The 26,479-nt window shown below is 71.8% G+C and carries 22 protein-coding genes, 1 tRNA gene and 1 pseudogene; 10 read left to right on the top strand and 14 right to left on the bottom strand.

Features of this window, described 5'->3' with window-relative positions:
* Positions 1-8: 8 nt before the first annotated feature.
* Positions 9-1,436: a cytochrome ubiquinol oxidase subunit I gene (locus ACPEH2_RS12305; RefSeq protein WP_359919489.1), complete on the bottom strand. Its 1,428-nt coding sequence runs from the start codon at positions 1,434-1,436 to the stop codon at positions 9-11.
* 145 nt (positions 1,437-1,581) lie between these two features.
* Between ACPEH2_RS12305 and ACPEH2_RS12300 the strand changes: the two genes are divergently transcribed.
* Positions 1,582-3,792 carry a serine hydrolase gene (locus tag ACPEH2_RS12300; protein WP_359919488.1) on the top strand — a complete coding sequence of 737 codons (2,211 nt, stop codon included), beginning with the start codon at positions 1,582-1,584 and terminating at the stop codon, positions 3,790-3,792.
* Positions 3,793-3,799: 7 nt separating this feature from the next.
* Here the strand turns inward: ACPEH2_RS12300 and ACPEH2_RS12295 are convergent, their stop codons facing one another.
* Complete coding sequence (locus tag ACPEH2_RS12295; RefSeq protein ID WP_064003012.1) at positions 3,800-4,429, bottom strand: helix-turn-helix transcriptional regulator; 630 nt, start codon at positions 4,427-4,429, stop codon at positions 3,800-3,802.
* Positions 4,430-4,501: 72 nt separating this feature from the next.
* Between ACPEH2_RS12295 and ACPEH2_RS12290 the strand changes: the two genes are divergently transcribed.
* Complete coding sequence (locus ACPEH2_RS12290) at positions 4,502-4,999, top strand: DUF427 domain-containing protein (RefSeq protein ID WP_359919486.1); 498 nt, start codon at positions 4,502-4,504, stop codon at positions 4,997-4,999.
* 13 nt (positions 5,000-5,012) lie between these two features.
* Here ACPEH2_RS12290 and ACPEH2_RS12285 read toward each other — a convergent pair whose 3' ends face one another.
* The 3 genes from ACPEH2_RS12285 to ACPEH2_RS12275 all read right to left on the bottom strand — a co-directional run bounded on the left by ACPEH2_RS12285 (position 5,013) and on the right by ACPEH2_RS12275 (position 7,862).
* Entirely contained in the window at positions 5,013-5,837 is an 825-nt protein-coding gene (locus ACPEH2_RS12285) for an HAD-IIA family hydrolase (protein ID WP_217530835.1), read from the bottom strand.
* A 48-nt stretch (positions 5,838-5,885) separates the two neighbouring features.
* Positions 5,886-6,926, bottom strand: coding sequence for an LLM class flavin-dependent oxidoreductase (locus ACPEH2_RS12280; RefSeq protein ID WP_311285455.1), 1,041 nt, complete (start codon positions 6,924-6,926; stop codon positions 5,886-5,888).
* 75 nt (positions 6,927-7,001) lie between these two features.
* The gene (locus tag ACPEH2_RS12275; RefSeq protein ID WP_359919483.1) at positions 7,002-7,862 is read right to left on the bottom strand and encodes an NmrA family NAD(P)-binding protein; all 861 of its coding nucleotides are present in this window, start codon (positions 7,860-7,862) and stop codon (positions 7,002-7,004) included.
* A gap of 128 nt (positions 7,863-7,990) precedes the next feature.
* On the opposite strand from ACPEH2_RS12275, the pseudogene ACPEH2_RS12270 reads away from it, so the two are divergent.
* From ACPEH2_RS12270 to ACPEH2_RS12255, 4 genes and pseudogenes are all read left to right on the top strand, one after another.
* Positions 7,991-8,301 (top strand): annotated as a pseudogene (locus ACPEH2_RS12270) (winged helix-turn-helix transcriptional regulator).
* Positions 8,302-8,366: 65 nt separating this feature from the next.
* A complete protein-coding gene (locus tag ACPEH2_RS12265; protein ID WP_359919480.1) occupies positions 8,367-9,305 on the top strand; it encodes an aldo/keto reductase in 939 nt (312 codons plus the stop codon).
* 41 nt (positions 9,306-9,346) lie between these two features.
* Complete coding sequence (locus ACPEH2_RS12260) at positions 9,347-10,078, top strand: sulfurtransferase (protein ID WP_423718828.1); 732 nt, start codon at positions 9,347-9,349, stop codon at positions 10,076-10,078.
* Positions 10,079-10,110: 32 nt separating this feature from the next.
* Positions 10,111-11,190 (top strand): DNA glycosylase AlkZ-like family protein, encoded by a 1,080-nt coding sequence (locus ACPEH2_RS12255; RefSeq protein WP_423718827.1) that lies wholly within the window; start codon positions 10,111-10,113, stop codon positions 11,188-11,190.
* Positions 11,191-11,202: 12 nt separating this feature from the next.
* On the opposite strand, the gene ACPEH2_RS12250 is transcribed toward ACPEH2_RS12255, so the two are convergent.
* The 5 genes from ACPEH2_RS12250 to ACPEH2_RS12230 form a co-directional block, all read right to left on the bottom strand.
* Complete coding sequence (locus ACPEH2_RS12250; protein WP_423718826.1) at positions 11,203-14,199, bottom strand: alpha-mannosidase; 2,997 nt, start codon at positions 14,197-14,199, stop codon at positions 11,203-11,205.
* Positions 14,200-14,242: 43 nt separating this feature from the next.
* The gene (locus tag ACPEH2_RS12245) at positions 14,243-15,133 is read right to left on the bottom strand and encodes a carbohydrate ABC transporter permease (protein WP_311285461.1); all 891 of its coding nucleotides are present in this window, start codon (positions 15,131-15,133) and stop codon (positions 14,243-14,245) included.
* Positions 15,130-16,074 (bottom strand): carbohydrate ABC transporter permease, encoded by a 945-nt coding sequence (locus ACPEH2_RS12240; protein WP_423718825.1) that lies wholly within the window; start codon positions 16,072-16,074, stop codon positions 15,130-15,132. Before ACPEH2_RS12240 ends, ACPEH2_RS12245 begins: the two co-directional genes overlap by 4 nt.
* A 4-nt stretch (positions 16,075-16,078) precedes the next feature.
* Positions 16,079-17,440 (bottom strand): extracellular solute-binding protein, encoded by a 1,362-nt coding sequence (locus ACPEH2_RS12235; RefSeq protein ID WP_217530850.1) that lies wholly within the window; start codon positions 17,438-17,440, stop codon positions 16,079-16,081.
* A 109-nt stretch (positions 17,441-17,549) separates the two neighbouring features.
* Entirely contained in the window at positions 17,550-18,782 is a 1,233-nt protein-coding gene (locus ACPEH2_RS12230; RefSeq protein ID WP_423718824.1) for an ROK family transcriptional regulator, read from the bottom strand.
* 92 nt (positions 18,783-18,874) lie between these two features.
* Between ACPEH2_RS12230 and ACPEH2_RS12225 the strand changes: the two genes are divergently transcribed.
* On the top strand, positions 18,875-19,393 hold the full coding sequence (locus ACPEH2_RS12225) for an N-acetyltransferase family protein (RefSeq protein ID WP_423718823.1): 519 nt from the start codon (positions 18,875-18,877) through the stop codon (positions 19,391-19,393).
* Positions 19,394-19,412: 19 nt separating this feature from the next.
* Here ACPEH2_RS12225 and ACPEH2_RS12220 read toward each other — a convergent pair whose 3' ends face one another.
* Complete coding sequence (locus ACPEH2_RS12220) at positions 19,413-20,213, bottom strand: hypothetical protein (protein ID WP_423718822.1); 801 nt, start codon at positions 20,211-20,213, stop codon at positions 19,413-19,415.
* A 148-nt stretch (positions 20,214-20,361) separates the two neighbouring features.
* Between ACPEH2_RS12220 and ACPEH2_RS12215 the strand changes: the two genes are divergently transcribed.
* From ACPEH2_RS12215 to ACPEH2_RS12205, 3 genes are all read left to right on the top strand, one after another.
* Entirely contained in the window at positions 20,362-20,808 is a 447-nt protein-coding gene (locus ACPEH2_RS12215; RefSeq protein ID WP_064003028.1) for an SRPBCC family protein, read from the top strand.
* 73 nt (positions 20,809-20,881) lie between these two features.
* Positions 20,882-21,658, top strand: a complete 777-nt coding sequence (locus ACPEH2_RS12210) for an isocitrate lyase/PEP mutase family protein (protein ID WP_423718821.1) — start codon at positions 20,882-20,884, stop codon at positions 21,656-21,658.
* A 60-nt stretch (positions 21,659-21,718) separates the two neighbouring features.
* Positions 21,719-21,810: transfer RNA gene (locus tag ACPEH2_RS12205), tRNA-Ser, on the top strand.
* A gap of 55 nt (positions 21,811-21,865) precedes the next feature.
* Here the strand turns inward: ACPEH2_RS12205 and ACPEH2_RS12200 are convergent.
* The 3 genes from ACPEH2_RS12200 to ACPEH2_RS12190 form a co-directional block, all read right to left on the bottom strand.
* Positions 21,866-24,106 carry a transglutaminase TgpA family protein gene (locus ACPEH2_RS12200; RefSeq protein WP_423718820.1) on the bottom strand — a complete coding sequence of 747 codons (2,241 nt, stop codon included), beginning with the start codon at positions 24,104-24,106 and terminating at the stop codon, positions 21,866-21,868.
* Positions 24,096-25,280: a DUF58 domain-containing protein gene (locus ACPEH2_RS12195; protein ID WP_423718819.1), complete on the bottom strand. Its 1,185-nt coding sequence runs from the start codon at positions 25,278-25,280 to the stop codon at positions 24,096-24,098. Before ACPEH2_RS12195 ends, ACPEH2_RS12200 begins: the two co-directional genes overlap by 11 nt.
* Positions 25,281-25,356: 76 nt before the next feature.
* Positions 25,357-26,388 carry an AAA family ATPase gene (locus ACPEH2_RS12190; RefSeq protein WP_366213894.1) on the bottom strand — a complete coding sequence of 344 codons (1,032 nt, stop codon included), beginning with the start codon at positions 26,386-26,388 and terminating at the stop codon, positions 25,357-25,359.
* Positions 26,389-26,479: the final 91 nt, after the last annotated feature.

Genomic DNA, 26,479 nt, shown 5'->3' with positions numbered 1-26,479 from the left:
GCGTGCTCCTAGTAGACCGTCGAGGGGGTCTGGTCGACCGGCAGGCCGCGTGGGTCGGGGTCGTCGGGCCCGGGCAGGGGGTCGGGACCCTTCTGCGCGGCCTTCAGGATGAGGCGGAACTCGACGACGGCGAGCGAGGCGTAGATCGCGGTGAACGCGACGAGGGAGATGAGCACCGTCCAGCCGGGGACACTGGGCGAGACGCCGTCCTCGGTGAGCATGAGGCTGAACACGATCCAGGGCTGGCGGCCCATCTCGGTGAACACCCAGCCGACGAGGCTGCCGAGCAGGGGGAGCGGGGCGGACCAGATCGCGATGCGCCACATCCAGTCGGCGACGGGACGGGTCGCCTTCTTCCGCGTGACCCAGAGGCCGGCGACCGAGATGAGGGTGGCGAGACCGCCGAAGCCGATCATCCAGCGGAAAGACCAGTAGGTGACCCAGATCTCGGGACGGTAGTCGACGCCGGCGCCGAAGCGCTGCGTGTAGAGGTCCTGCAGATCGTTCAGTCCTTCGACGCAGCCGTCGAGCGTCTGGGTGGACAGGAAGGAGAGCAGGTAGGGAACGCGCAGCGACCAGATCTCCTCCGAGCCGTCGGGTGTGCCGATCGAGAAGATGGAGAAGGATGCGTCGGCGCCGCACGCGTTCTCGTACAGGGCTTCGGCGGCCGCCATCTTCATCGGCTGCGTCTGCACCATGACGAGCCCGAGCTGGTCGCCGCTGATGGCGGTGCCGGCGAAGGAGATGATCATGAACCACATGCCGTAGCGGAGGGCCGGACGCATCGTCTCGACGTGCTGCCCGCGGCGCAGGTGCCAGGCGGCGACGGCGATGATGACCGCCGCGGCGAACATGAACGCCGAGAAGATCGTGTGCGGGAAGGCAGCGAGGGCGACCGGGTTGGTCAGCAGCGCGAAGAAGTCCGTGAGCTCGGCGCGGCCGGTGTCGGGGTTCAGCGTGTAGCCGACCGGGTTCTGCATGAACGCGTTGGCCGTCAGGATGAAGTACGCCGACAGGATCGACCCGAACGCCGTCGCCCAGATGGTGAGCAGGTGGATGCGGCGGGGCAGCTTGTCCCAGCCAAAGATCCACAGGCCGATGAAGGTCGCCTCGAAGAAGAACGCCATGAGGCCCTCGAAGGCGAGCGGGGCGCCGAACACGTCGCCGACGAAGCGGGAGTATGCGGACCAGTTCATGCCGAACTGGAACTCCTGCACGATGCCGGTGACGACGCCCATCGCGAAGTTGATGAGGAAGATCTTGCCGAACAGGCGGGTCAGGTGCAGCCACCTCACGTCGCCGGTGCGGTGCCAGATCGTCTGGAAGATCGCCACCGTGAGCGCCATGCCGAGCGTCAACGGCACGAACAGATAGTGGTAGAGCGTCGTCAGTCCGAACTGCAGGCGAGCCAGGATGAGCGGGTCCAGAAAGTCCACGGGCTTGGTCCTTCCACGGGTATGCTCCGACGCTACGACAGCCGGCTGATCGCGGCATCCGATCGGGCCGTGCAAAATACCCGGATGCCGCCGCGCCGGACGCCCCCCATGGTGGGAGCGGTCTCCGCCGCCTACGGTGGGGCTCATGACTCGCGGTGATTCGTCCCGGGTTCCCGCGATGGTGCGGCGGACCACAGCCTTCACCGCGGCGTGGCTGGCGGCGGTCCTCGTCCTGACCGCGGGGCCCGCCTCGGCCGGCACGACGCCCTCGCCGACGCCGGCCGTGTCACCGTCGCCGACCTTCTCACCGACCCCGACGGCGACTCGCACGCCGACGCCGACGGCTACCCCGACTCCGACACCGACGGCGACATCGAAGCCCACGCCGACGCCGACGCCGACGCCCACGGCTACCCCGACTCCGACGCCCACCCCGACACCCACGCCGACCCCGACACCCGCTCCGACGCCGGATGCCGGGGCGCGCCTGGCGGCCCCGCCCGCCCCGCGGATGCCGTCGACGGGTCGCCTCAGCGCCGCGACCGCCGCCGACCAGACCATCGCCGTGAGCCGCGCCCTCTTCCCGAACGGGAGCGCCGAGGTCGTGATCGCCGCCGCCAAACGCCACGACGCGCAGATCGCCGCGGGGCTCGCGGGCGCCCGCCGGGCGCCGATGCTGTACGTCGCACCAGACTCGATCCCCGCCGCGGTCAAGACCGAACTCGCCCGGCTGAAGCCGACGCGCATCCTGGTCGTCGGCTCGACGGCGTCGGTGAACAGTACGGTCGCGCGGGTGCTCGGTCAGACGGCCCCCGTCGAGCGGATCTCCGGCGCCGACACCTACGCGCTCTCGCGCGCGGTCCTGCGCTTCCTGGGCCCCGTCGACCGCGTGTACGTCGCCGACGGGCGCACGATGGACACCGCTCCGATCGCCGCGGCGGCCGCCGCCGCGACGGGAGGCGGCTTCATGGCCGTCGACGGTCGCGGCACGGCCTCCGACGCCACGATGGCGGCGCTGGAGGACGTCGGTGCGAAGGAGGTGGTCATGATGAACATCGCCTCGATGATGGGGAAGGGGTTCGTCGACCGCATCCGCTCCGCCGGGATCAGCGTGCGTCGCATGGCGGGCGGCACCAGCGAGGCCGTGGCGATCTCCACGGCCGCCGACTACCCGAGCACGACCACCCGCGGTGTCGTGGTCTCCGGCGTCGCGATCCCCAACCACGAGACCGGCACGGCGGCCGCGGTCGCCGGCGCCCTCCGCCAGCCCTTCCTCTACTCACGCACCGAGTGCGTGTCGGATGCCACGGCCGCCCTCCTCGACACGCGAAAGGACACCGTCCTCGCCGTCGGTCCGACCAGCCGGTTGCAGGCGGCCGTGCTGACGGGCGACGGCTGCACCGTCGTCCGCACCGCGGCGGCGAACACGCTGCGCGACAAGATCACGGCCACCATGAAGCGGCATCCCTCCTCGTCGTACGCCGTCACCGTGCGGCAGATCGGCGGTCTCGAGGTGCTGACGGGCAAGACGGGCGCCACGCGACGCGAACCCGCCAGCATGATGAAGCTCTTCGTCGCCTGGGCGGCGCTCAAGCGGGTGGAGAAGAAGCAGGCGTCGCTGTCGACGAAGCTGTCGTCGGGTCTCACCGTCAAGGAATGCCTGCGCGAGCTCATCTGGATGTCCGACAACTACTGCCACACCGACCTCGTGCACTGGATCGGCGTCTCGAACCTCAACAAGCAGATCGCCGCCGCCGGCTACTCGCAGACCTCCTACGGGCGCGTGCTGAAGGGACAGGACGTCCTCTACGCCGGCAACCGCACCACCTCGAACGATCTGAGCCTGCTCGTGGCACGCCTCGAGAAGGGGCAGATCCTCAACAAGACGCACACGACGCTGCTGCGGGATCTCATGCACACGCAGTTGTTCCGCTCCCGCATTCCCAACGGCATCCCGGCCTCCGCCTACCAGGCCTCCAAGCCGGGCTCGCTCTGGGTCAAGGGCGGTCTGCTTCAGGCCGACACCGCGATCATCCGCGGGCCGAAGGCGACCTTCGTGCTTACCGTGATCGGCGACGCCGGGTCGTCCAAGGCCGGCATCCGCGACATCGCGCGCACCGTCTACACGCACTTCAACGGCTCGTTCGGGGCGGCGGCGAAGCACTCCGACCTGCACGTGCGGACCACGAAGAACGCGACGTGGCGGAAGTCCGCAGGCGGCGCGGTCGGCGGGACGATCCCGAAGGGCACGCCGCTGCGGGTCTCGGATTCGAAGCGTCACTGGTACAAGCTCCACTACCGGGGCGGATACGCCTGGGTCTGGTACTCGTCCCTGCGCACCAACCTCGCCTACTGAGGCGGGTTCACGCGGAGGCGTCCGGGCGCCGCCGCAGGAGGTGGATGACGCACTGCTGCGGATCGCACGACGAGCGCATGCCGTCGACCGCCAAGGGCCCGCCCGCCTCGCTGAGGGCGCCCTGCATGAGCCCGAGGTGCACGTCGCAGAGCGTCTCGCGGTTGTCCGCCTGATCGGCCGCGTGCGCGCAGGGCGTCAGGTCGATCGTGAGGGCGTCCTCGTCGATGTCGGGGTCGAAGCCGCCGTCGAGAAGCTGCTCGACGAGCGCGTCGAGCTGATGCTGTTCCTCGCCCGTCAGCGACCCGGCGGTCTCGGGCATGACCCGGCGCATGAGGTCGCCGCGCTCGGCGGCGGCCTGCACCTTGCGACGGTGCTCCGGGCTCGAGACGCTCACGCCGTCGACGGCGCGGTAGAACACACGGGGTCGGCCGCGCGTCGTGCGCTTCTCCACCTCGGTCGCGACGAATCCGCGCTCGATGAGCCGCTGCAGGTGCTCGCGGACCGTGTTCGGATGCAGCTTCGTCGCCGCGACGAGCTCGCCGACCGTCTGCTGCGGAGTCGTCTGCAGCAGGTGGAGGATCTCCACGCGCGATGACGTGGAGATCGCGTTGTAGGCGGTCGGGCGCCGGGCCGTCATGAGTTCATTATGGCGGGATGACGGATGCCGCGGGGCGGCCCTGGCCTATGATTCCGCCCGTAATCTGAGACCATGCGGCATCCCACCCCCGACCCCGTCGGACCGGGTCAGGAGAGCGTCTGGGACTACCCCCGGCCTCCCCGCGTCGAACCGGTCGCCGGCACCGTCACGATCACCCTCGGCGGCGAACGCATCGCCTCGACGAGCCGTGCCCTGCGCGTGCTCGAGACGAGCCACCCGCCCGTCTACTACCTGCCGATCGACGACTTCGTCCCCGGTGCGCTGACGCCCGGTCAGGGGTCGTCGTTCTGCGAGTTCAAGGGCGCCGCGCGCTACCTCGACGTCCACGGTGGCGGCGTGTCCCGCCCTGCGGCGGCGTGGAACTACCCGCATCCCGAACCGGGCTATGAGGAGCTGGCGGACCGGGTGGCGGTGTACGCGCAGCAGATGGACGAGTGCACCGTCGCCGGTGAGGTCGTGACCCCGCAGCCGGGGCGCTTCTACGGCGGGTGGGTCACGTCGCAGGTCGTGGGACCGTTCAAGGGCGTGCCGGGCTCTATGGGCTGGTGACCGGCGCCGACCGTCAGAGGCCGAGCGCCGCCTGCACGTCGGGGGAGTCGCTCTCGCGCGGTTCGGTGCGCACCAGGTCGGCGACCGAGCCGAGGATCTCGTCGGGGCGGAACGGGTAGCGCTCTATCTCGGCGGTGTCGCTGATGCCGGTGAGCACGAGCACGGTGTGCAGGCCCGCTTCGATCCCGGCGACGACGTCCGTGTCCATGCGGTCGCCGATCATGCCGGTGTTCTCGGAGTGCGCGCCGATGCGGTTGAGTGCCGAGCGGAACATCATCGGGTTGGGCTTGCCGACGACGTAGGGCTCTTTGCCGGTGGCCTTCGTGATGAGCGCCGAGATGGCGCCCGTCGCCGGCAGGACGCCCTCGGTCGAGGGGCCGGTCGCGTCGGGGTTGGTGGCGATGAAACGGGAGCCGGCGCCGATGAAGCGGATCGCCTTGGTGATCGCCTCGAACGAGTAGTTGCGGGTCTCGCCGACGACGACGTAGTCGGGGCGGGTCTCGGTCATGATGAAGCCCGCCTCGTGGAGGGCCGTCGTGAGACCGGCCTCACCGATCACGAACGCGGTGCCGCCCGGCATCTGCGAGGCGAGGAAGTCCGCGGTCGCCAGGGCCGAGGTCCAGATCGACTCCTCCGGCACGACGAGTCCCGACGCGCGCAGCCGGGCGCTGAGGTCGCGCGGCGTGAAGATCGAGTTGTTCGTGAGCACGAGGAACGGGGTGCCCTCGTCGCGCCACTGCTCGAGCAGCTCCGCAGCGCCGGGGATCGGTGTGTTCTCGTGCACGAGCACGCCGTCCATGTCGGTCAGCCAGCACTCGATGTCCGCGCGGGTCCGCATGGGTCCACCCTATGCCCGCGTGCGCCGCTCGCCCGGCGCACCCGAGCGCTACGCCGTGGCGATCTCGTGCGTCGGCGTCCACCCCAGCGACGGGGCGACGTAGCGGGCGAACGACTCGACGAGGCGCAGGTTGAACGCCACACCGAGCTGGCTCGGGATGGTGAGCATGAGCGTGTCGGCCTCGCGGACCGCGGCGTCGTGCTGCAGCTGCTCGACGAGCTCGTCGGGGGTGCCGGCGTAGGTCTTGCCGAAGGTCGACCGCATGCCGTCGATGATCCCGATCTGGTCGCCGTCGGAGCGGCCGCCGAAGTACATGGCGTCCTCCGCGGTCGTGATGGGGAAGATGCTGCGGCTCACCGAGACGCGCGGGGTCCCCGCGTGACCGGCCTCGCGCCAGGCCGCGCGGAACGCGTCGATCTGCTCGGCCTGCAGGATGTCGAAGGGGCGACCGTCGGCCGAGGTCAGCAGCGTCGACGACATGAGGTTGACCCCCATGCGTCCCGCCCATTCGGCCGAGTCGCGGTTGCCGGCGCCCCACCAGATGCGCGAGCGCAGCCCGGGGGAGTGCGGTTCGATGCGCTGCAGCCCGTGGCCGCCGCCGAACGGGCTGTGCGGGTCGCTCTCGGCGAGTCCGTCGCCCTCCACGGCGCGCAGGAACAGCTCGAAGTGCTCGCGGGCGATGTCGGCGCCGCGCGGGTCCGTCGACCCGGTGTAGCCGAAGGTCTCGTAGCCGCGGATGACGCTCTCGGGTGACCCGCGGCTCACGCCGAGCGCGAGCCGTCCGTCGCTGATGAGGTCGACCGCGGCCGCCTCCTCCGCGAGGTAGAGCGGGTTCTCGTAGCGCATGTCGATGACGCCCGTGCCGACCTCGATGCGCGAGGTGCGCGCCGCGATCGCGGCGAGCAGTGGCATGGGGGAGGCCTGCTGACGGGCGAAGTGGTGCACGCGGAAGTACGCGCCGTTCACCCCGAGCTCGTCCATGCCCTGCGCGAGGTCGATCGCCTGCAGCATCGAGTCGCCGGCGGTGAGCTCGCGACCCCCGCCGAGGGGACCGTAATGGCCGAAGGACAGCGTTCCGAAGCGTTGCATACCGGGCACAACGCCGCGGCCGCGGTATCCATTCCGATGAATATGGATGCCGCGGCCGCGGGAGCGTGCGAGGGATCAGCTCGCAGGAGCCACGGCGCGCAGCGCGTCCTTCCAAGGGGTCACGGAACGCCCGATGAGGTCGGTCAGGTCGGACGAGGTGACGTCGAGGGCGCCGCGGGCGATGCCGCCGTCGAGGGCGACGACGAACCCGACGGTGCCCTCGTCGAGCCCGAACGACGCCAGCCGCGCCGCCAGCTCGTCGGGGGTCGCCGGCGCGTACACGACCTCGCGCCCGAGCACCTCGCCCATGGCGGCGGCGATGTCGGCGTAGGTGGCGCGGGGTCCCGCGAGCTCATACGTGCGGCCGAGGTGCCCGTCCTCGAGCAGGACGACCGCGGCGGCCTCGGCGTAGTCCGCCCGCGCGGCGGCGGCCACGGCGGCGTCGCCGACGGCGGCCGACAAGACGCCCGTCTGCGCCGCGCCGGCCAGGTCGCCGGCGTAGTTCTCCATGTACCAGTTGTTGCGCAGGATCACGGCGAAGATGCCGCTGGCCGCGATCGCCTCCTCGGTCGCCTTGTGGTCGGGGGCGAGGACGAGGTCGACGGTGTCGGCGTGCGAGACGCTCGTGTAGACGAGCTTCGTGACACCGGCGCGGGCGGCGGCGTCGATGACGGTCAGGTGGCCGGCGAGGCGCCCGCCCGGCTCCGAGCCCGAGATGAGCAGCACGCTGTCGACGCCCTCGAGGGCGGCGTCGACCGACTCGGGCACGGTGTAGTCGAGCGGCACGACGCGGACGCCCCTGCCGGCGAGGTCGGCGGCCTTCGAGACGGTGCGGGCTCCGGCGACGATGCTCTCCGGGGCGGCGCCGCGGGCGAGCAGTGCGTCGACGACGAGGTGTCCGAGCTGGCCGCCGGCGGCGGTGACGAGGATGGTCATGGCGAGTCCTTTCGATGATCGCGCGATGCGTGCGACAGCCGGGACAACCCCACCGGACCCCCATGCATTTCGAGCGGAGGGTACCCACTTTCAGGTAAGCTGCTGACGTGTCGGTGAGTTTCGAGCGGATGCGGCAGGAGTCGCCCGGGATCTTCGGCGAGGCGTGCCCGTCGCGTGTCGTCCTCGACCACGTCATGAGCAAGTGGGGCGTCCTCGTCCTCCTCGCGCTCACCGATGGCACACGCCGGTGGGGCGAGCTGCGTCGCAGCGTCGACGGGATCAGCGAGAAGATGCTGGCCACGACGCTGCGCACCCTCGCCGCCGACGGGATCGTGGCGCGCACGTCCTACCCCGAGGTCCCGCCCGCGTCGAGTACTCCCTGACCCCGCGCGGCGTCGAGCTGATGGAGCGGATGACGCCCCTCATGACGTGGATCTAGGCGAACGCCGACGAGATCGTCGCGCGCTGAGCCCCGGCATCCGCGGCCGTGTCAGGATCGAGATCATGACTGTTCTCGGTACCAGCGATCTGACCGTGTTCCCGCTGTCGCTCGGCGGCAACGTCTTCGGCTGGACGGCCGACCGCGACACGTCCTTCGCCGTCCTCGACGCCTTCACCGCCGCCGGCGGCGACTTCATCGACACGGCGGACGTCTACAGCGCGTGGGTCCCCGGCAACTCGGGCGGCGAGAGCGAGCGCATCATCGGCGAGTGGATCGCCTCGCGGCGGCCCGAAGGCGTCGTCGTGGCGACCAAGGTGTCGAAGCACCCCGAGTTCCCCGGCCTGTCGGCGGACAACGTGCGCGCGGCCGCCGAGGCATCGCTCGCCCGGCTGGGCGTCGACACCATCGACGTGTACTACGCGCACGCCGAAGACCCCGACACCCCGCTCGAGGAGACCGTCGCCGCCTTCGGCTCCCTCGTCGCCGACGGACTCATCCGCTACCCGGCCGTGTCGAACTTCTCCGTCGAGCGCACCCGCGAGTGGGTGCGCCTGGCCCGCGAGCAGGGGGTCGCCGAACCCATCGCGACCCAGCCCGCCTACAACCTCGTCGACCGCGCCGTCGAGCGCGACGTCGTCCCGATGGCGGCCGAGCTCGGACTGACCGTCGTGCCGTACTACGCCCTCGCGAGTGGATTCCTCACCGGCAAGTACCGCTCCGCCGACACCTCGGGGCAGTCCTCGCCCCGTGCGGGATCGGCGGCGAAGTACGCGACGCCCGACGGGCTCGCCGTGCTCTCCGCGCTCGATGACGTCGCGGCCGCCCACGGCGTCTCGGTCGCCTCCGCCGCCCTCGGGTGGCTGCGGGCGAAGGGTGCCGTCCCGATCGCCTCGGCCTCGCGCGTCGACCAGGTCGAGGGCCTCATCGCCGGCGCGACGCTCGAGCTGGCACCCGACGAGGTCGCCGCGCTCGACGACGCCTCGGCACCGTTCGTCGGCTGACCGACCCGGGACGGATGCCGCCGGTCGCCTAGCCTGGACCGGTGGCATCCGTCCTGAACATCTCCGCCTACCTCTTCACGCCGATCGACGACCCCGCGTCGCTGCGCTCCGAGCTGCAGGAACGGGCCGACGCACGCTCGCTGCGCGGCACGATCCTGCTCGCCGAGGAGGGCATCAACCTCTTCCTCGCGGGACCGGCGGAGGACGTCCGCGGGTTCGTCGACGAGCTGCGGGCCGAGGAGCGGTTCGCCGCGCTCACGACGAAAGAGAGCTGGTCGGCCGAGCAGCCGTTCCGCAAGATGCTCGTCAAGCACAAGCGCGAGATCATCAGGATGGACCGCCCCGCGATCCGACCGGCGGCCGGACGCGCCCCTGCGGTCGACCCCGTGACGCTCCGCCGGTGGCTCGAATCCGGCCGCGACGACGACGGCCGCGAGGTCGTCCTGCTCGACACGCGCAACGCCTTCGAGGTCGACCACGGGACGTTCGCCGGTGCACTGGACTGGCGCCTGGAGAAGTTCACCGAGTTCCCGGACGCCGCCGCCGCGCACCGCGACGAGCTCGTCGGCAAGACCGTCGTGAGCTTCTGCACCGGCGGCATCCGCTGCGAGAAGGCGGCTCTCGTCCTGCGGGAGGACGGCATCGACGCGCGTCAGCTCGACGGCGGCATCCTCGGGTATTTCGAGCACGTCGGCGGCGACGGGTTCGACGGCGACTGCTTCGTCTTCGACGAGCGGCGCACCGTCGACGCACGCCTGCAGCCCACCGGCTGAGCAGCGTCCGAGGCGGGCGCTAGCCTCGACCCATGCACCGGCTCACGAGGGACGAGGCCCGCCGCATCGCGGTGCGCGCGCAGCTGCTCGATGCGGACCGACCCGGCGACGTCGTCGAGGTCGCCGAGCAGATCGCCGCGATCAAGATCGACCCGACGGCCGTCATCGCCCCCAGTGAGCAGTCGATCTGCTGGTCGCGCATCGGCTGGGCCTACGAGCCGGGGCAGCTGTCGAAGGCGGTCGAGGGGGACCGGCTGCTGTTCGAGTACGACGGGCACTTCCGCCCGGCATCCCTCCTCCCCGCCCTGCGGGCCGTCATGCCGGGGCGCCGCCTCGGCGGTTCGACGCGCCAGTACCTCGAGGCCAACGCCGCCTTCCGCGCCGAGATCCTGCGACGCCTCGAGCGGAAGGGGCCGCTGCCGGCCTCGGAGATCCCCGACACGAGCGTCGTCCAGGCGAAGAACGAGAGCGGCTGGTACGGCGCGAACCAGGTGCCGCGCATGCTCGAGCTCATGTCCTACCTCGGCGACGTCGCCATCAGCGGGCGGATCGGCCGGCAGCGCGTGTGGGACCTGCCCGACCGTGTCTACGGTGCACGGGATGCCGAGATGGACCCGGCCGACGCCGAGGACGTTCCGGCAGCACGGCGGCTGCAGGCGCTCGGCATCGCGCGCGAGAAGTCGTCGTGGTCGGGTGTCGGCACGGCGGGCGAGCCGGCCGAGGTCGAGGGCAGCGCGTGGCGCTGGCGGGTCGACCCCGAGGCGCTCGCCGCGCTGGGCGATGATCCGGGCGGGCGGGCGGCGATCCTCAACCCGTACGACCGCATGCTGTTCGACCGCCCGCGCCTGACCGAGCTGTTCGAGTTCACCTACGTCCTCGAGCAGTTCAAACCGAAGCATCAGCGGGTCTACGGCTACTTCGCGCATCCGATCCTCGTCGGCGACCGCTTCGTGGGTCTGCTCGACGCGGCGCTCGACAAGAAGAAGGAGAACCTCGTGGTCTCCGCCGTGCACGAGCTCGTCCCCCTGGAGGACGACGAGCGCGAGATGGTGCACGCCGAGGTCCGGGACCTCGGCGAGTGGCTCGGGGTCCCGGTCCGCGGACTCGACTGAGTCCGGCGCCGCTCAGCGCGCCAGGCGCAGCGTGACCAGCTGGAACGGCGACAGCTCGAGGCGGACCGCGTCGCCGGCGGCATCCCGCAGCGCCGTCGCCGCGATCGGGCGTTCGAGCAGGTCCGTCTGAACGACGCCGGTCGCCCGGAATCCCGGGACGAGGTGCGCGGTCCGGGTCGAGCCGAGCGCCTCGTAGAGCCGCACGATGACATCGCCCGACCCGTCGTCGGCGAGCTTGACGGCCTCGACGACGACGCCCGGGTCGTCGAGCTCGAGGAGCGGGTCGACCTCGCGCGCCCCCTGCAGAGGGACGGCCGGGAGGTTCAGTCGCAGCCCTTCCGCGACGGCCGCCGCGACGGTGGCGCCCGGCAGCACGGACAGGCGGAAGGTGTGCGCGCCCTGGTCGGCTTCGGGGTCCGGGAACAGGGGCGCCCGCACGAGGGTGACCCGTGCGACCGTCCGCGCACCCCCGTCCGAGCCGGGCGCGCGCTGCACGTCGTGGCCGTACATCGCGTCGTTGGCGATCGCCACGCCGTACTCGCCCTCGGCCACGCGGATCCAGCGGTGCGCGACGGTCTCGAACCGGGCGGCATCCCACGTCGTGTTCATGTGGACGGGCCGCGACACGTGGCCGAACTGGATCTCGGACTCCGCGCGCTCGGCCCGCACCCGCAGCGGGAAGGCGATCTTCAGCATCTTCTGCCGCTCGCGCCAGTCGAGCCGCAGCGCCACCTCGAGCGCGCCGGACGCGGGGTCGACGCGGTAGCGCTGCTCGGCCGACGACGATCCGAACCGGCGTCGGACCACGAGGTCGGCCCCGTCGACCGTGATTTCGTCGGCCGCCTCGAGGACGGTCCCGAGCGCGCCGTCCTCGACGTCGATGTTCCACGCGTCCCAGTCCCGCGGGGTGTCGCGGAACAGGTGCAGCGCGCCACCGGGGTGCGCGGGGTCGATGAGCTCGCGGCCCGTGGCGAGGTCGACGGCGCCCACGACGAGTCCTCGCGCGTCGATCGCCCAGTCGAACCGGGAATGCCGGAACCGCCAGCCGTCGCCGTCCGTTTCGGGCAAGACGACGGGAGCGGATGCCGCGGCCCCGACGCCGAGCGCAGGTGCGCCGCCGAGCGCCACCGGCGCGGCGTTGGCCGCGAGCGCCCGCTCGCCCTCACCCACGAGCGAGCGCAGGGCGGTGTCGATGATCTCCCGCAGGTCGTCCGCGACGCGGGCGTACGTCGCCTCGGCCTCCTGGTGGACCCACGCGATCGAGGTGCCGGGCAGGATGTCGTGGAACTGGTGCAGCAGGACCGTCTGCCACAGGGCGCGCAGCCGCTCGGCGGGGTAGGCCGCGCCGGTGCGGACCGTGTCGAGCGTCGCCCAGAGCTCGGCCGCCCGCAGCAGGTGCTCGCTCTCGCGGTTGCCGCGCTTCGTGCGCGCCTGCGCGCTGTAGGTGCCCCGGTGGTACTCGAGGTAGAGCTCCCCGGACCACACCGGCGGCGCCGCGTACTCCGCCTCGGCGTCGGCGAAGAACTGCGCCGGCGAGCCCAGGCGCACCTTGGGGGACCCCTCGAGGTCGGCGGTGCGGCGCGCGGCGGCGATCATCTCGCGGGTGGGTCCGCCGCCGCCGTCGCCCCAGCCGAACGGCACGAGCGAGTGCGTCGCGTGCGCCTTCTCGGCGAACTGACGCTCGGCGCGGGCGAGCTCTGCCGCCGACAGGTCGGAGTTGTACGTGTCGACGGGAGGGAAGTGGGTGAACACGCGGGTGCCGTCGATGCCCTCCCACAGGAACGTGTGGTGCGGCATCCGGTTCGTCTCGTTCCACGAGATCTTCTGCGTGAGGAACCAGCGCGAGCCCGCCGCGGCGATGATCTGGGGGAGCGCGGCCGAGTACCCGAACGAGTCCGGCAGCCAGACCTCGAGCGGCTCGACGCCGAACTCCTCGAGGAAGAACCGCTTGCCCTCGACGAACTGGCGGGCGAGGGCCTCCGATCCCGGCATGTTCGTGTCGGATTCAACCCACATGCCGCCCACGGGCGCGAACCGGCCCTCGGCGACGGCCCGCCGCATCCGCTCGAACAGCTCGGGGTAGTGCTGCTTCATCCACGCGTACTGCTGCGCCGACGACGCCGCGAAGACGAAGTCGTCCTCGGTACGCATGAGGTCGAGCACGTTCGAGAACGTCCGCGCGACCTTGCGGACGGTCTCGCGGACCGGCCACAGCCAAGCCGAGTCGATGTGGGCGTGCCCCACGGCGGTCAGCTGATGCGAGGTGGCGGATGCCGGGGCGTCGAGGGCGTCGCGCAGTTCGGCGCGCCCCGCGGCGACCGTACCGGCGACGTCGTCGGGGTCCACCGCGTCGACCGCGCGGCCGAGCGCCGCCAGGACGCGGGCGTGACGGGTGCGGTCGGGGTCGAGCTGCTCGACGAGTCCGCGCAGGGTCCAGATGTCCTGCTGCAGCTCCCACACCGTCTGGTCGAGCAGCCCCAGCTCCAGGCGCCGCAGTCGGTAGATGGGCTCCGCGCCCGCGGTCCGCTTGTCGCCGAGCGGGGTCGCGGCGAAGGTGAACGTCCCGGCGACGCTGGGATTGCCCGCCGCCTCGATCCAGAGGTCGATCTCGTCGCCCTCGACGGGGACGGCGGTGTTGCGCGGCTCGATCGCCTTCACGATCGACCCATCGGGGCGGAACACGAGCGCCTCGGCCTGGAACCCCGGACCGGAGCCGTCGAAGCCGAGGTCGACGACGATCTCGGAACGGGTGCCCGGCACGTCTCGCCAGGAGTCGGGCACGCGGCCGGTGACGTGGAACCACACCGTGCCCCACGGCTTGCCCCATTCGGTGCCGACGGCGAACGGGGCGTACTCCTGCCGGATCGCCTCGGCGAAGGGCACGGGCTCGTCGGGGACCTCCCACGCCTCGATCGTCACGGGGGCGGTCTCGCGGTGGAGGGCCGGGGGCAGCCGGTCGCGCACGAGCCGTTCGATGCGCTGCAGGGCCAGGTGGTCGTTGCGGTGCATGCGGGTTCCTTCGAGGTCGGTGCGGCGCGGGAGCCGGGACGGGTCAGCCCTTCACGGCGCCCGAGAGGGCGAACGAGCCCCCGAGGCCGCGGGTGACGAGGAGGTAGAGCCCGAGGACGGGGAGCGAGTAGAGCAGGGAGTAGGCGGCCAGGCGTCCGTAGGCGACGGTGCCGTACTGCCCGAAGAAGGCGTAGATCGATACCGCGGCGGGCTGCCAGTCGGGCGTCAGCAGGAGGACGAACGGCACGAAGAAGTTGCCCCAGGCCTGCAGGAAGACGAAGACGAAGACGACGCTCAGGGCGGGGCGCATGAGCGGCACGACGATCGTCCACAGCGCGCGCATCGCGCTCGCCCCGTCGACCCAGGCGGCCTCTTCGAGGCTCACCGGCACCGAGTCCATGAAGTTCTTCGTCATCCACAGCGCCATCGGAAGGGCGCTCGCGGCGAGGAACAGCGCCACCGCCCACGGCTGGTTGATCAGCCGGACCTGCACGAACAGGCTGTAGACGGGCACCATGATCGCGGTGATCGGCAGGCAGCTCGCGAAGAGCACGGAGTAGAGGAACGGTGCGTGGAACCGCGACCGGTACCGCGAGAGCGGGTAGGCGGCGAGGACGGATGCCACGACCGTCACCGCGGCCGCACCCGTCGAGAGCAGCAGGCTGTTCACGAGCGGGCGGAGCGTCAGCTCGGGGGTGAGGACGTCGGCGAAGTTGTCGAGGGTCGGGTCGGTCGGCCACGCCACGCGATAGGTCGCCGCCGAGTCGATCGAGGCGAGGACGACCCACGCGAGCGGCGCGGCGAACACGATCCCGATGATCACGAGCACGAGGTTCGCCCAGAACCGCGTCGCGCCGCGTCGCGGTGAGGCGACGCTGGGCGCACGGGGGGTGCGCCGGGTCGCGGTGGCGACGGTCGCGGTGGCGGTGGTCACGCGACACCCCCTCGGCGCCGCAGCGACACGACGTACGCGATCGAGAAGACGGCGCCCAGGGCGAGCATGACGATCGCGATCGCGTTGCCGTACCCGATGTCGCCGAACGAGAAGGCCTCGCTGTAGGCGAGCACGGGGAGGGTGCGCGACAGGTCGCCCGGGCCGCCCTTGGTCATGACCCAGATGAGGGTGAACACCGACAGGGTCTGCAGCGTCGTGAGCAGCAGGTTCGTGAAAATCGTCCCCGAGATCATCGGCAGCGTGATGTAGCGCAGCCGCTGCCATGTACCGGCGCCGTCGATCATCGCCGACTCGGTGACCTCGGGCGGCACGTCGTCGAGCGCCGCGCGGTAGATCATCATCGAGAACGCGGTGCCCCGCCAGGTGTTCGCGAGGATGACCGCCAGCAGCGGCAGGGCGTAGAGCCAGTTGGGTCCCTCGATCCCGACGAGCGACAGCGCGCCGTTGAGTGTCCCGTCCGCGGAGAGGAACGCGTAGCCCACGAAGGCGGCCACGATCTCGGGCAGGACCCACGCCGTCACCACCAGGACGCCCACCGTGCCCGCGACGACCCTGCTGCCGGCGCGGAACAGGACCGCGAGCAGCAGCCCGAGGACGTTCTGCCCGACGATGGCCGAGCCGATGACGAAGACGACGGTCAGCAGGACCGACAACGGCAGCACCGGATCGGTGAACAGCCGGGCGTAGTTGTCGAGGCCGATGAACTCCGGCTTCGCCGCCCCCACTCCCGTCAGGGCGCGGTCGGTGAAGGAACCGACCGTCGCCCAGACGATGGGGCCGGCCAGGAAGACGACAAGGAGGCCGACGGCGGGGAGGAGCGGGAGCGCGCGCGTCGGGGAGAGGCGCATGTCGACCCGACCGTGGCCGCGGCGGCGGGGCGACGCGCGGCGGTCCTGCTGCGGCGCGAGCGTCGTGCTCACGGGGTCATCCGGTGATGACCCCGTCGTCGCCGACGATCTCGCGGACGGCGTCGTCGTAGGCGGCGGCTGCTTCGGCGGGCGACTGCTGTCCCGTGATGACCGCCTCCGTGGCCTGCTGCGCCGCGACCGAGATCTTGGGGTAGTCGCTGTTCGCGGGTCGGAAGTGCGTCACCGAGACGGCATCCGTCACAGCGCCGACGAACGGGTTGGCCTCGAGATACGTCGGGTCCTCGGCGACGTCGGAGCGCACCGCGATCTGCGCATTGTTGATCGCGTACCAGAGCGCGTTCTCCTTGTTGAGGACCGTCGTCATGAAGTCGAAGGCGAGGTCGGGAACGTCCGTCTGCGCCGATGCCGCGAGGGTCCACCCGCCCGACATGCTGACGCCGCCGGGCGCCTGTCCGTCCTGCGTCGGGAAGAGGGCGACCCCCATCGTGTCGGTGTACTCGGGCCACGGGTACTGACCGCCCTCGGCCCAGAACGACGGGGTGTACGAGCCCTCGACGGTCGCCCCGAGGGTGCCCTTCGGGAACCACTCGCCGAAGACGGCCTGCCACACGTTCGGGTCGAGGGCCTGATCGGCGCTCACGGCGTAGCCCTCGTCGTAGAGGGTCTGCAGGAACGTCAGCGAGTCGATGAAGCCCTGCGATCCGACGACCCACTTGCCCGCGTCGTCGTCGTACAGGCCGGTGCCCTCGCCGGTGCCGTAGAGCAGCTCGTAGAAACTCTGCATCACGGTGCCCTCGCCGGTCCCGGTGCCCGCGTACATGTTGAACGGCACGACGTCCGGCTGGCTCTCCTTGATCGCGGCGGCGGTGGCGAGGATGTCGTCCCAGCTCTCGGGCTGCCAGGGCGTGGCGATCCCGGCCTTCTCGAGGACGTCCTTGTTGTACCAGATGACCCGCGTGTCGGTGCCGAGCGGCAGGGCGTAGGTCCCGCCGTCCTCGCCCTTGCCGGCGTTCCGGCCGGCCTCGTCGAACATCTCCCAATCGGCCCAGTCTGCGAGCTTGTCGTCGAGCTTCAGGAGGTAGCCGGCCTCGGCGTCGCTGCGGACGGTGAAGGTGTCCTCGTAGAAGACGTCGGGGGCGGTGTCGGGCGAGGCGAGCGAGAGCTGCAACCGGGTCTTGTAGTCGTCGTCCGTGGCGGTGATCGGCTGCAGGTCGACGGTGATCCCCTCGTGGGATGCCTCGAACTCCTCCTTCGCCGTCTTCATCAGGGTGTCGAGCACCTCGAACGAGTCGGTCTTCGCGTAGACGACCGTGACGGTGTCACCGTTGCTTTCGCCTCCCTCAGCGGAGCACCCGCCGAGGAGGAGGGCGGCAGCGGTCGCTGCGGCGATGGATGTGACGACGGTGCGAGCTTTCACGGTGCCCCCTTGCTCCGGATCGTGGCGTCCACGCGCGACGGCGGGACACGGTAAGTCAAACCGATGGACATAGCGGAGTCAAGACGCCTTGCGGCGTCGGGCGCCGGGCTCACGCAGACGGCACCAGAAGCGAGGTCGGCCGGGGCGTCAGGGCCTCGTCGAGGATGAGGCACGCGGCGCCGATCGCCCCGACATCCGACCCGAGTGCGGTGCCCGCGATCGAGAGGCGATGGACCCCGCGTGCGACGCGCATCTCGTCGAGGAGCGGGGGGATCGCCTCGGTGAAGGTCGGTCCGACGCGGTCCCAGAGCGGACCGCCCATGACGATGCGGTCGACGTCGAGCAGGTTGGAGACGACGGCGAGGGCGCGGGCGACGTGCACCGTGCACCGCTGCAGCAGGTCGCGGGCGCGCTCATCGCCGTCCTCGGCCATGCGGACGAGCCGGGTGAGCGCGGCATCCACCCGCGTCGGGTCGTCGGACTCGCGGTCCGCCTCGAGCACGCCGCGGCGCTCGGCCTCCTCGACGAGGGGGAGCGGCGCGCACGTGACCGCGATGCATCCGCGGAGTCCGCACGCGCACGACGGACCCTCGGGGTCGACGACGATGTGCCCGATCTCGCCGGCGTTGCCCGACCCGCCGCGGACGACCTCGTCGCCGACGACGAGTCCCACGCCGAGCCCGGTGCCGAGGTACAGGAACGCGAAGTTCGGGGCCCCACCGGGAGCGGCGACCCACTTCTCGGCGACGGCCGCCGCCGTCACGTCCTTGTCGAGCACGACCGCCAGCCCGGTGGCCTCGGCGATCGCGTCGCGGAGGGGGACGCGGTCCCAGCCGAGCAGGTTGGGCGGGTCGACGACGATGCCGCGGTCGGCGTCGATCGGTCCGGGCGCGGCGATCCCGAGGCCGACGATCCGGTTGCGGTCGATCCCCGACTCGGACAGCACGGCGTGGATGTCCTCGATGAGGACGGCCACCGTGTCGGCCGGGTCCTGTGCGCGCGGCGTGGCGCGGGCGTGGCGGGCGACGACCTCGCCGTCGATCGACAGGACGACCACCGTGATGAGTCCCGGATCCAGGTGGACGCCGACGGCGTAGCGGCTGCTTCCGACCAGTCGCAGGGTCGTACGCGGCTTGCCGCGCCCCGAGCTCGTGCGGCCGGCCTCCTCGACGATCCCCGCATCCAGCAGGCGCTGGACGATGTTGGACACGGTCTGTGCGGACAGCCCGGTGGCGTCGGCGAGCTCGACGCGGCTGTGTCCGCGGGACCGGCGGATCTGGTCCAGGACGACAGCCTCGTTGTAACCACCGACGCTGGGTTGATTGGCGCCGCGTCTGGCCATGGGTGAACCTGCTTTGCTCCGGGTGTGCGGTGGCTTGAGCGTAGCGCGCCGCGTTCACGGCGGCGATCCGACGCCGCCGCTACATTCGAGGCATGGCATCTCCCTCCGCGCTTCCTTCCCGCACGCTCGACGACGGCGCCGTCCTGCGCGCTGCGGCGCCCGGCGACGAGGCCGGCATCCTCACCGCGATCCATGCGCTCGCCGTGTACGAGCGCGAGCCGGATGCCGTCCGCACGACGACGGACGATCTCACCGCCACCCTGTTCGACGACGATCCGAAGGCCTTCGCCCACGTCGTCGAGCGGGACGGGGGGATCCGCGCGATCGCCGTGTGGTTCCTCACCTACTCGACCTGGACCGGACGCCACGGCATCTGGCTCGAGGACCTCTTCGTCGATGAAGCGGACCGGGGCCGCGGGTACGGTACGGCGCTGCTGTCCTCCCTGGCCGCCGTCGCACTGGAGCGTGGCTATCCGCGACTGGAGTGGACGGTGCTCGACTGGAACGCGCCCGCCGTCGGCTTCTACCGGTCCATCGGCGCCGAGGCCATGGACGAGTGGACGACGCAGCGGATGACGGGCGACGCGCTCGCCGCCCTCGCGCGGCGCTGATCGCGACGCGTTCGCCGACTCAGCTCAGCGGCGAGATCGTGACCGGCTCGCCGAGGCCCGACAGCTGCTGCGTCAGCGTCGCCGTCCGCCCGAGGAATCCGGTGGTCGACTCCGCCGCGACGGGGCGGAAGTCCTCCGTCAGCCACAGCGTGTAGGCGTCGATCGGGATGCCGTACCAGTCGTACGCCGCCGTGCTCTCCAGGCGGTAGGCCTCGACGGACCCGTCGGGCGTCTCGACCGGCTCGGGCGCGGCCGAGACCGACCAGGTGTCGCCGCCCCCGATGAGGTCGCCGATGAAACCCGGGTCCGAGAACACGCGGTACGCCTCCGCCGCGGCTCCGGCTGCCTGTTCGGTGGGATCGGCGGAGTCCGGATCGGCGACGACGGGCCCGTCGCCCTCGTCGATGAGCATGTCGCCGTCGACGAAGCTGATGGCCACCGGCCCGCCGCCGGTCTCGAGGTCGCCACGGAACTCGAACATCGGGTCGTAGTGGTACGAGATCTCTCCGGCGAGCTCGTCGCCGGAGATGGTGAGCGTGCCGGTGTCGTAGCGCACGAGGACCGCCTGCAGGCAGGGGCCGAGGTCCGACCCGGCGACCGTCCCGGAGGCGAGGTCGAGCGTCTCGCACTCGACGGGCGTCTCGACGACGGGCGCGCCGGCCGTCGCGTCGGGGGTGGGGGACGCGGAGGCGGGCGGTGCCGCAGATGCGGATGCCGAGGCGGTCGGCGACGTGCTCGGGGCGGGGGTCTCGGCGGCCGAGCACCCCGCGAGAGCGAGCACGGCGGTCGCGGCGAGCAGGGGCAGGGCGGGGGTGCGCACGATGCGGCTCCTTGCGGGGGACGGGTCGGCAGTCGCGGACGAGCCTATCGCCGCTTCTATCCGTTCCTCCGTCGCTCGTGCAAGCCCCTGGAGAGGACGAACGCATCGGGAGCACGATGGGCGGCACGATCACGACGAGAGGAAAACCGTGGCCAGCATCATCGAGACCGTCGATGTCAGTGTGCCGGTGTCCACCGCGTACAACCAGTGGACCCAGTTCGAGTCCTTCCCGCACTTCCTGAGCTACGTCGAATCGATCACGCAGATCGACGACACGACGAACCGCTGGAAGGTGAAGATCGGCGGCGTGGAGCGCGAGTTCACCGCGCACATCACCGAACAGCATCCCGACGAGCGTGTCGCGTGGAAGAGCGTCGACGAGGATCACGCCGGGGTCGTCACCTTCCACCGGCTGAGCGACACCGAGACGCGCGTCACGGTGCAGCTCGACTGGAAGCCCGAGGGCTTCGTCGAGACCGTCGGCGCCGCCATCGGCATCGACGACCACGCGGTCAAGAAGGATCTGCAGAAGTTCAAAGAGTTCATCGAATCCCGCGGCGCTGAGACCGGTGCCTGGCGAGGCGACGTGGGGTGAGTGGACGGCCCGTCCTTCCGCTCGCGGCGGCCCGGTGGTGCATTCCACCGGGCCGTCGTGGCACGGTGGAGGCATGACCACCCTCTCCGTCGAAGGCCGCGCTCGCCGCCTTCGCGAACTCCACGCCGCCCCCGAGATCCTCCGTGTCGTCAACGTGTGGGACGTCGTCTCGGCCAAGGCCGTCCTCGCCCTCCCGGACACCCGCGCGATCGCGACGGCGGGGCACTCGATCGCGGCATCCTTCGGCTACGACGACGGCACGATCCCGCTGGAGACCACCCTCGATATGGTGGGCCGCATCGTCGCCGTCGCCGGCGACATCCCCGTCACCGCCGACCTCGACGACGGCTACGACGACACCGGCGACACCACCCGCCGCGCCATCGGGGCGGGCATCGTGGGCGCCAACATGGAGGACCGGCTGCGCCCGTTCGACGAGTCGGTCGCGCGCGTCGCGGCCGTCGTCGCCGCCGCCGAGGCGGAGGGTGTGCCCTTCGCCCTGAACGCCCGCACCGACGCGTTCGTCCGCGGCGGAGGCCGCCCCGTCGAGGAGTCGATCGCCGACGCGATCGCGCGCGGACGCGCCTACCTGGACGCCGGCGCCGATGTCGTCTTCGTGCCGGGGGTCCTCGACGCCGAGACCACCTCCCGCCTCGTGGAGGGCATCGGCCGGATCAGCGTCATCGGGCTGCCCGGCGCCCTCACCGCCGGCGAGTACGAGAAGCTCGGCGTCGCCCGCATCTCTTACGGCCCCCTGACCCAGCGCGTCGCGCTGACCGCGTTCCAGGACGTCGCGGCCGATCTCTACCGCGACGGGGTGATCCCCGAGGGCACCCGCGCCCTGAACTGACGACGGATGCCGCGCCCCGCGCGCGGGCCGGACGACCCCCGCGTGGTAGGCTCTTCCGTTGGAAGCGTGTCCGAGCGGCCGAAGGAGCATGGCTGGAATCCATGTAGGCGGGGTAACTCGTCTCGCAGGTTCAAATCCTGTCGCTTCCGCCACAACGAAGCCCCGCACCCGAGTGGTGCGGGGCTTCGGCGTTCCCGCCGGGGCGGCTCAGCGGCGCACCGGTGTCTCCTCGGCGAACGTCGACCCCGGGCGGATGACCAGCGATCGCGGCAGGAGGCGCGCGATCCGACGCCGCGGCGCCGCGACGGCCGAGTACAGCCCGGCGCGGACGGCGGCGGCATCCGTCGCCATCGCCGCGCCCTCGTCGCCGAACGATCCCAGCGGGGCGTAGCTGGCGCGTTCGACCGCGTCGACGAGTCGCTCGACGGCGTCGGCGGGGGCGCCGTGGTGACGACGCAGGCGGTAGCCGAACGCGCGGGGCGACTCGGAGTCGGGCACCGGGATGCCGAGATCGATCGCGGCGTCCTGCACGAGACGCCAGGCCGCCACCGCGCTGCCGCCCCGGGCCTGCGCGGCGCGGCGACGGGTGACCGTGGCGCTCACGAGGGCCGGCAGGGCCAGCACGACGAGGATCGCCGCGACGATGCCGACGACGGGGAGCGCTTGCGTGATAGAGGCGGTCGAGGTGGGCGTGGTGCCGGCGGTGGGGTCGTCCTCGGGCCGCGGTGCCGCCGACGCACTCGAGGTCGGCTGCGGCGTCGAGCTCGCCGTCGGTTCGGGTTCGGGCTCGTTCGAGCCGTCGTCGTCGGAGGCGAACCGCTGCGCGGTGCCGAGACTCTTCGTCGGCTCGAACCCGACCCAGCCGATGCCCTCGAAGAAGACCTCCGGCCAGGCGTGCAGCTGCGCGGTCGTCGCCTGGTAGACGCGTTCGTCGTCGACGACGTCGCCCGTGGCGAGGCCCGGGAGGAACCCCACGACGACCCGCGAGGGCATGTCGAGCGACCGTGCCATGAGGGCGAACGCCGAGGCGAAGTGCACGCAGTAGCCCGATCGCACCTGCAGGAACCGCGAGACGGCCTCGACACCCGGTCCGTCGAACCCGTCCTCGACAGGCGCCTCGAGCGAGTAGTCGAACTCCGGTCCGCGGAACCAGGACTGCAGCGCGAGGAGCCGGTCGTAGTCGGTGCCGGCGTCGGCGGTCACCTCGGCGGCGAGGGCGCCGATGTCGTCGGGCGTCTCGGCCGGGAGCCCCCGCGCGCCGTCGGGGCCGCCGCGCGCCTGGGCCGCGCGGGCCTGCTCGATCGTGGGCGCGGGGCTGCGGGTCACGACGTCGAAACGCTGACCGCGCGCCGCCGAGGAGGGGGACACGACCGTGCCGTTCTCCGCCGCGATGCGCCAGGTGCCGCTCAGGCCCTCGAACGACACCGCATCGGCCGGGACGGGCAGCTGCGCCGAGGACAGGTCGAGCACCTCGACGGTCCGCGAGGACTCGACGATCTCGATTCCCTCCGCCGCGGAATCCTCGGGTGCCCACTCCTCGACGGGCACGGTGCGGGCGCGGTCGGGACGCCACGACCCGCCCTCGAGCTCGGTGAGGGTGGCGACCCGCAGGTACGAGGGTCCGCCGCTCGCACTCCACTGGCGCACGACGGGGACCTCGGCCGGGCGCCGCAGATCGTCGCCGAGGTTGAGGCTCGCGTCGATCCTCGTGCCGCCGCCGAACCCGCCCGCGGGGGCGACGGCCGTCGGCAGGACCGGCGCGACGATGACGGCGATGACGACAGCGGATGCCGCGATCACGGCGGCCACGCCGCCGACACCGCCCCGGGGCGCGGCGGGATGCAGCGCGCGGTGCCGCGCGCGCGTCTCGGTGCGCATGAGCCACAGGAGCGCGAGGGCGAGGAGCGCGAACGCCCACAGGTCGACCGCGCGGGGGACGGCGATCGTCGGGATGAGCCAGACGGCGATCAGTGCGATACCGCCGAGGAGCGGCATCCGCGCCGTCAGGACGACGTGGTCGAGCGCGATGGTCAGCACTCCGACGGCGCCGACGATGAGGAACGTCAGCGACGCCGAGGCCTCGAGGGGCGCGACGCCGACGGCGATGTCGGAGCTCGCGATCTCGAGCAGCCGCGGCACCCGCGCGAACGCCTCACCGGACGGGATGACGAGCAGCCACGCGACGTCGGAGAAGAACACCGCCGTCATGATCGCCGTCCACAGCGCCAGGAGGGCGAGGGTGACGACGCCGGCCACGAGCCGGAGGCGCCGCAGGAGGTAACCGGCGCCGAGGAGGAGGGCCGAGAGCACGAAGGCGAGCGCCGCCCACGCACCGCCGGCGATCACCGAGAAGAGCGGGATGAGCGCCGCGACGATCGCCAGGAGCAGGGCGATCGTCGACGGACCGTCGTGGCGGGGCCGTTCCGCCTCGATCCGGTCAGTCGACATGACCGCGGCCTTCGGGGAACCCCGCCATGCCCGACCACAGGGTGTCGATCTCGTCCTCGGGTTCGAGCCGGTGGACGCGCCAGCCGCCGTCGCGGGCGATCCGCATCGCCTCGGCGGACCCGCCGAGCGCGAACAGCACCGGGAGGCTGCTGTGGGTGACGATCGGAAGGAGGGCCGCGGCATCCTCCGCGTCGATCTCGCCGGTCGCGACGACCACGGGGCCGAGGGTCGTCCCGGCGAACAGCGTCGAGAGGGTGCGGAGGTTCCCGTCCCGTCGCGCGGTGAGCGTGGCGAAGCCCGTCGTGAGCGCCTCGAGCGCCGTCGTGTCGCCGCCCTCGAGCGGCTCGGCGATCTCCGAGCCGTCCACGTCGACGATCGTCACGCTGTACCCCTCCTGCACGAAGCGGTGCGCGGCCGAGACCACGATCGAGACGGCCGCCTCGAAGCCCGCGTCCTCGCCGGGGGAGCGCAGGGCGTCGCCGCTCCACCGCGTCACGCTCCGGTCGAAGACGATCACGGCCTCCGGGTTCGACTCGCGCTCCTCCTGACGCACCATGAGCTCACCGCGGTGCGCGCTGGCGCGCCAGTGGATGCGGCGCATCGAGTCGCCGGGCGCGTACACGCGCGGGATGAGGTTGTCGGCGCCCTGCCCGAGCTTGTCGGTGACGGACTGCATCGTGCCCCCGGCGGCTCCCGGGAGTTCCTCGAAGGCCTCGAGCGGAACGACGGCGGGCGCGATGGTCAGAGGGACGGTGCCGCCGAGCTGCTGACGCCGCCGGCTCAGTCCGAACGCATCGGTCGTCTCGACGACGAGGGGGCCGATGGGGCGCACGCCCCGGCGCCGGGCCTGCACCCGGTACGAGATGTCGACGCTGTGCCCGCCCGAGACGAGACCCGACCGCAGCGCGGGGTAGACGCCGCTCGGTTCCCCGTCGACGCCGCGGGGCAGTCGGTCCTGCCACATGCCCACCCCCGTCGGGAGGACGGTGCGCGCCTCGACGTGGGTGCGGACGTCGACGTCGCCCCCGACGCTCGCCACGGCGGGCGCGAACGAGCGGCGCACGCCGTCGTCGCGGTGTCCCAGCCAGAGCGACGCGAACGAGACGCCCACCGCCGCCAGCAGCAGCACGCCGAAGAAGACGAGCGCCGGCACGGAGAAGATCTGGGCGCACACGAACGAAGCGAGTCCGACCAGGACCGTTCCTGTGCCCCGAGGGGTCAGGGGCCATCGCGTCATGTCGTCGGACCGCTCAGCGCGCGGCGACGGGGACGCGCACCGAACGCACCACCGAGTCGAGCACCGACGTCACGAGGTCGGCGCCGCCCCGGCCGCGCGCCATCGCACCGCCGCGGGCGGCGATGAGGCGGTGGGCGAAGACGGGTTCGAGCAGCGTCACGAGGTCGTCGGGGATCACGTACTCACGGCCCTCGAGCGCCGCCCACACCTTCGCGGCGCGGACGAGCTGCAGCGTCGCGCGCGGGCTCGCCCCCAGCCGCAGGTCGCTGTGCTCGCGCGTCGCCCGCGAGAGCGCGACGGCGTACTCCTCGACGGCGGGGGAGACGTGCACCGAGCGCGCCCAGGCGATGAGGGCGGCGACGCGTTCGGCCGAGATCACGGGGCGTATCGCCTCGAGCGGGTTGCCGCTGTCGCGCTGGCGGAGCATGAGCGCCTCGTTCGCGGCATCCGGGTATCCCATCGAGATGCGCATCATGAAGCGGTCGCGCTGCGCCTCGGGAAGGGCGTAGGTGCCCTCCATCTCGAGCGGGTTCTGCGTCGCGACGACGAGGAACGGGTCGGGGAGGACGCGGCTCGTGCCGTCGACCGTGACCTGGCGCTCCTCCATGGCCTCGAGGAGGGCCGACTGGGTCTTGGGCGACGAGCGGTTGATCTCGTCCGCGATGACGACGTGGGCGAAGATCGCCCCCGGCTTGAACTCGAACCTGCCCTCGGACTGGTCGTAGACGCTCACACCGGTGACGTCGCTCGGCAGCAGATCGGGAGTGAACTGGATGCGGCGTACCGTCGCCCGGATCGACGCGCCCAGCGCGCGGGCGAGCATCGTCTTGCCGACGCCCGGGACGTCCTCGATGAGGAGGTGCCCCTCGGCGAGCAGGCACACGAGCGCGGCGCGGACGGCGTCCGGCTTGCCGTCGATGACCTGCGACACCGAGGCGATGAGGGCATCGGTGGTCTCGGCGAACACCGCGGCATCCACTCCGGTCGCTGCCCATGACGTGGAAGCGCCCCCCGGCGCCGTCATCGTCGTCTGGTCGTCGGTCATCCGTCCCCCTCACGCGGTCGGCGCATCAGCGCACCCGACCCGATGCTAACCCGCCCGTCACGGGCGGGCGCCCGACGTCGGGTAGACTTGC

The organism is Microbacterium sp. NPDC064942 (assembly GCF_049545525.1).
Classification (GTDB): domain Bacteria; phylum Actinomycetota; class Actinomycetes; order Actinomycetales; family Microbacteriaceae; genus Microbacterium; species Microbacterium gawkjiense.
The sequence above is the reverse complement of the archived record's forward strand: the minus strand, read 5'-3'. Positions and strand labels throughout refer to the sequence as shown.

Bases quoted from the DNA above. Each gene is read 5' to 3' on its own strand.
- ACPEH2_RS12300 (WP_359919488.1), top strand. From the start codon at position 1,582: ATGACTCGCGGTGATTCGTCCCGGGTTCCCGCGATGGTGCGGCGGACC.
- ACPEH2_RS12295 (WP_064003012.1), bottom strand. From the start codon at position 4,429: ATGACGGCCCGGCGCCCGACCGCCTACAACGCGATCTCCACGTCATCG.
- ACPEH2_RS12290 (WP_359919486.1), top strand. From the start codon at position 4,502: ATGCGGCATCCCACCCCCGACCCCGTCGGACCGGGTCAGGAGAGCGTC.
- ACPEH2_RS12285 (WP_217530835.1), bottom strand. From the start codon at position 5,837: ATGCGGACCCGCGCGGACATCGAGTGCTGGCTGACCGACATGGACGGC.
- ACPEH2_RS12280 (WP_311285455.1), bottom strand. From the start codon at position 6,926: ATGCAACGCTTCGGAACGCTGTCCTTCGGCCATTACGGTCCCCTCGGC.
- ACPEH2_RS12275 (WP_359919483.1), bottom strand. From the start codon at position 7,862: ATGACCATCCTCGTCACCGCCGCCGGCGGCCAGCTCGGACACCTCGTC.
- ACPEH2_RS12265 (WP_359919480.1), top strand. From the start codon at position 8,367: ATGACTGTTCTCGGTACCAGCGATCTGACCGTGTTCCCGCTGTCGCTC.
- ACPEH2_RS12255 (WP_423718827.1), top strand. From the start codon at position 10,111: ATGCACCGGCTCACGAGGGACGAGGCCCGCCGCATCGCGGTGCGCGCG.
- ACPEH2_RS12250 (WP_423718826.1), bottom strand. From the start codon at position 14,199: ATGCACCGCAACGACCACCTGGCCCTGCAGCGCATCGAACGGCTCGTG.
- ACPEH2_RS12230 (WP_423718824.1), bottom strand. From the start codon at position 18,782: ATGGCCAGACGCGGCGCCAATCAACCCAGCGTCGGTGGTTACAACGAG.
- ACPEH2_RS12225 (WP_423718823.1), top strand. From the start codon at position 18,875: ATGGCATCTCCCTCCGCGCTTCCTTCCCGCACGCTCGACGACGGCGCC.
- ACPEH2_RS12210 (WP_423718821.1), top strand. From the start codon at position 20,882: ATGACCACCCTCTCCGTCGAAGGCCGCGCTCGCCGCCTTCGCGAACTC.
- ACPEH2_RS12200 (WP_423718820.1), bottom strand. From the start codon at position 24,106: ATGTCGACTGACCGGATCGAGGCGGAACGGCCCCGCCACGACGGTCCG.
- ACPEH2_RS12190 (WP_366213894.1), bottom strand. From the start codon at position 26,388: ATGACCGACGACCAGACGACGATGACGGCGCCGGGGGGCGCTTCCACG.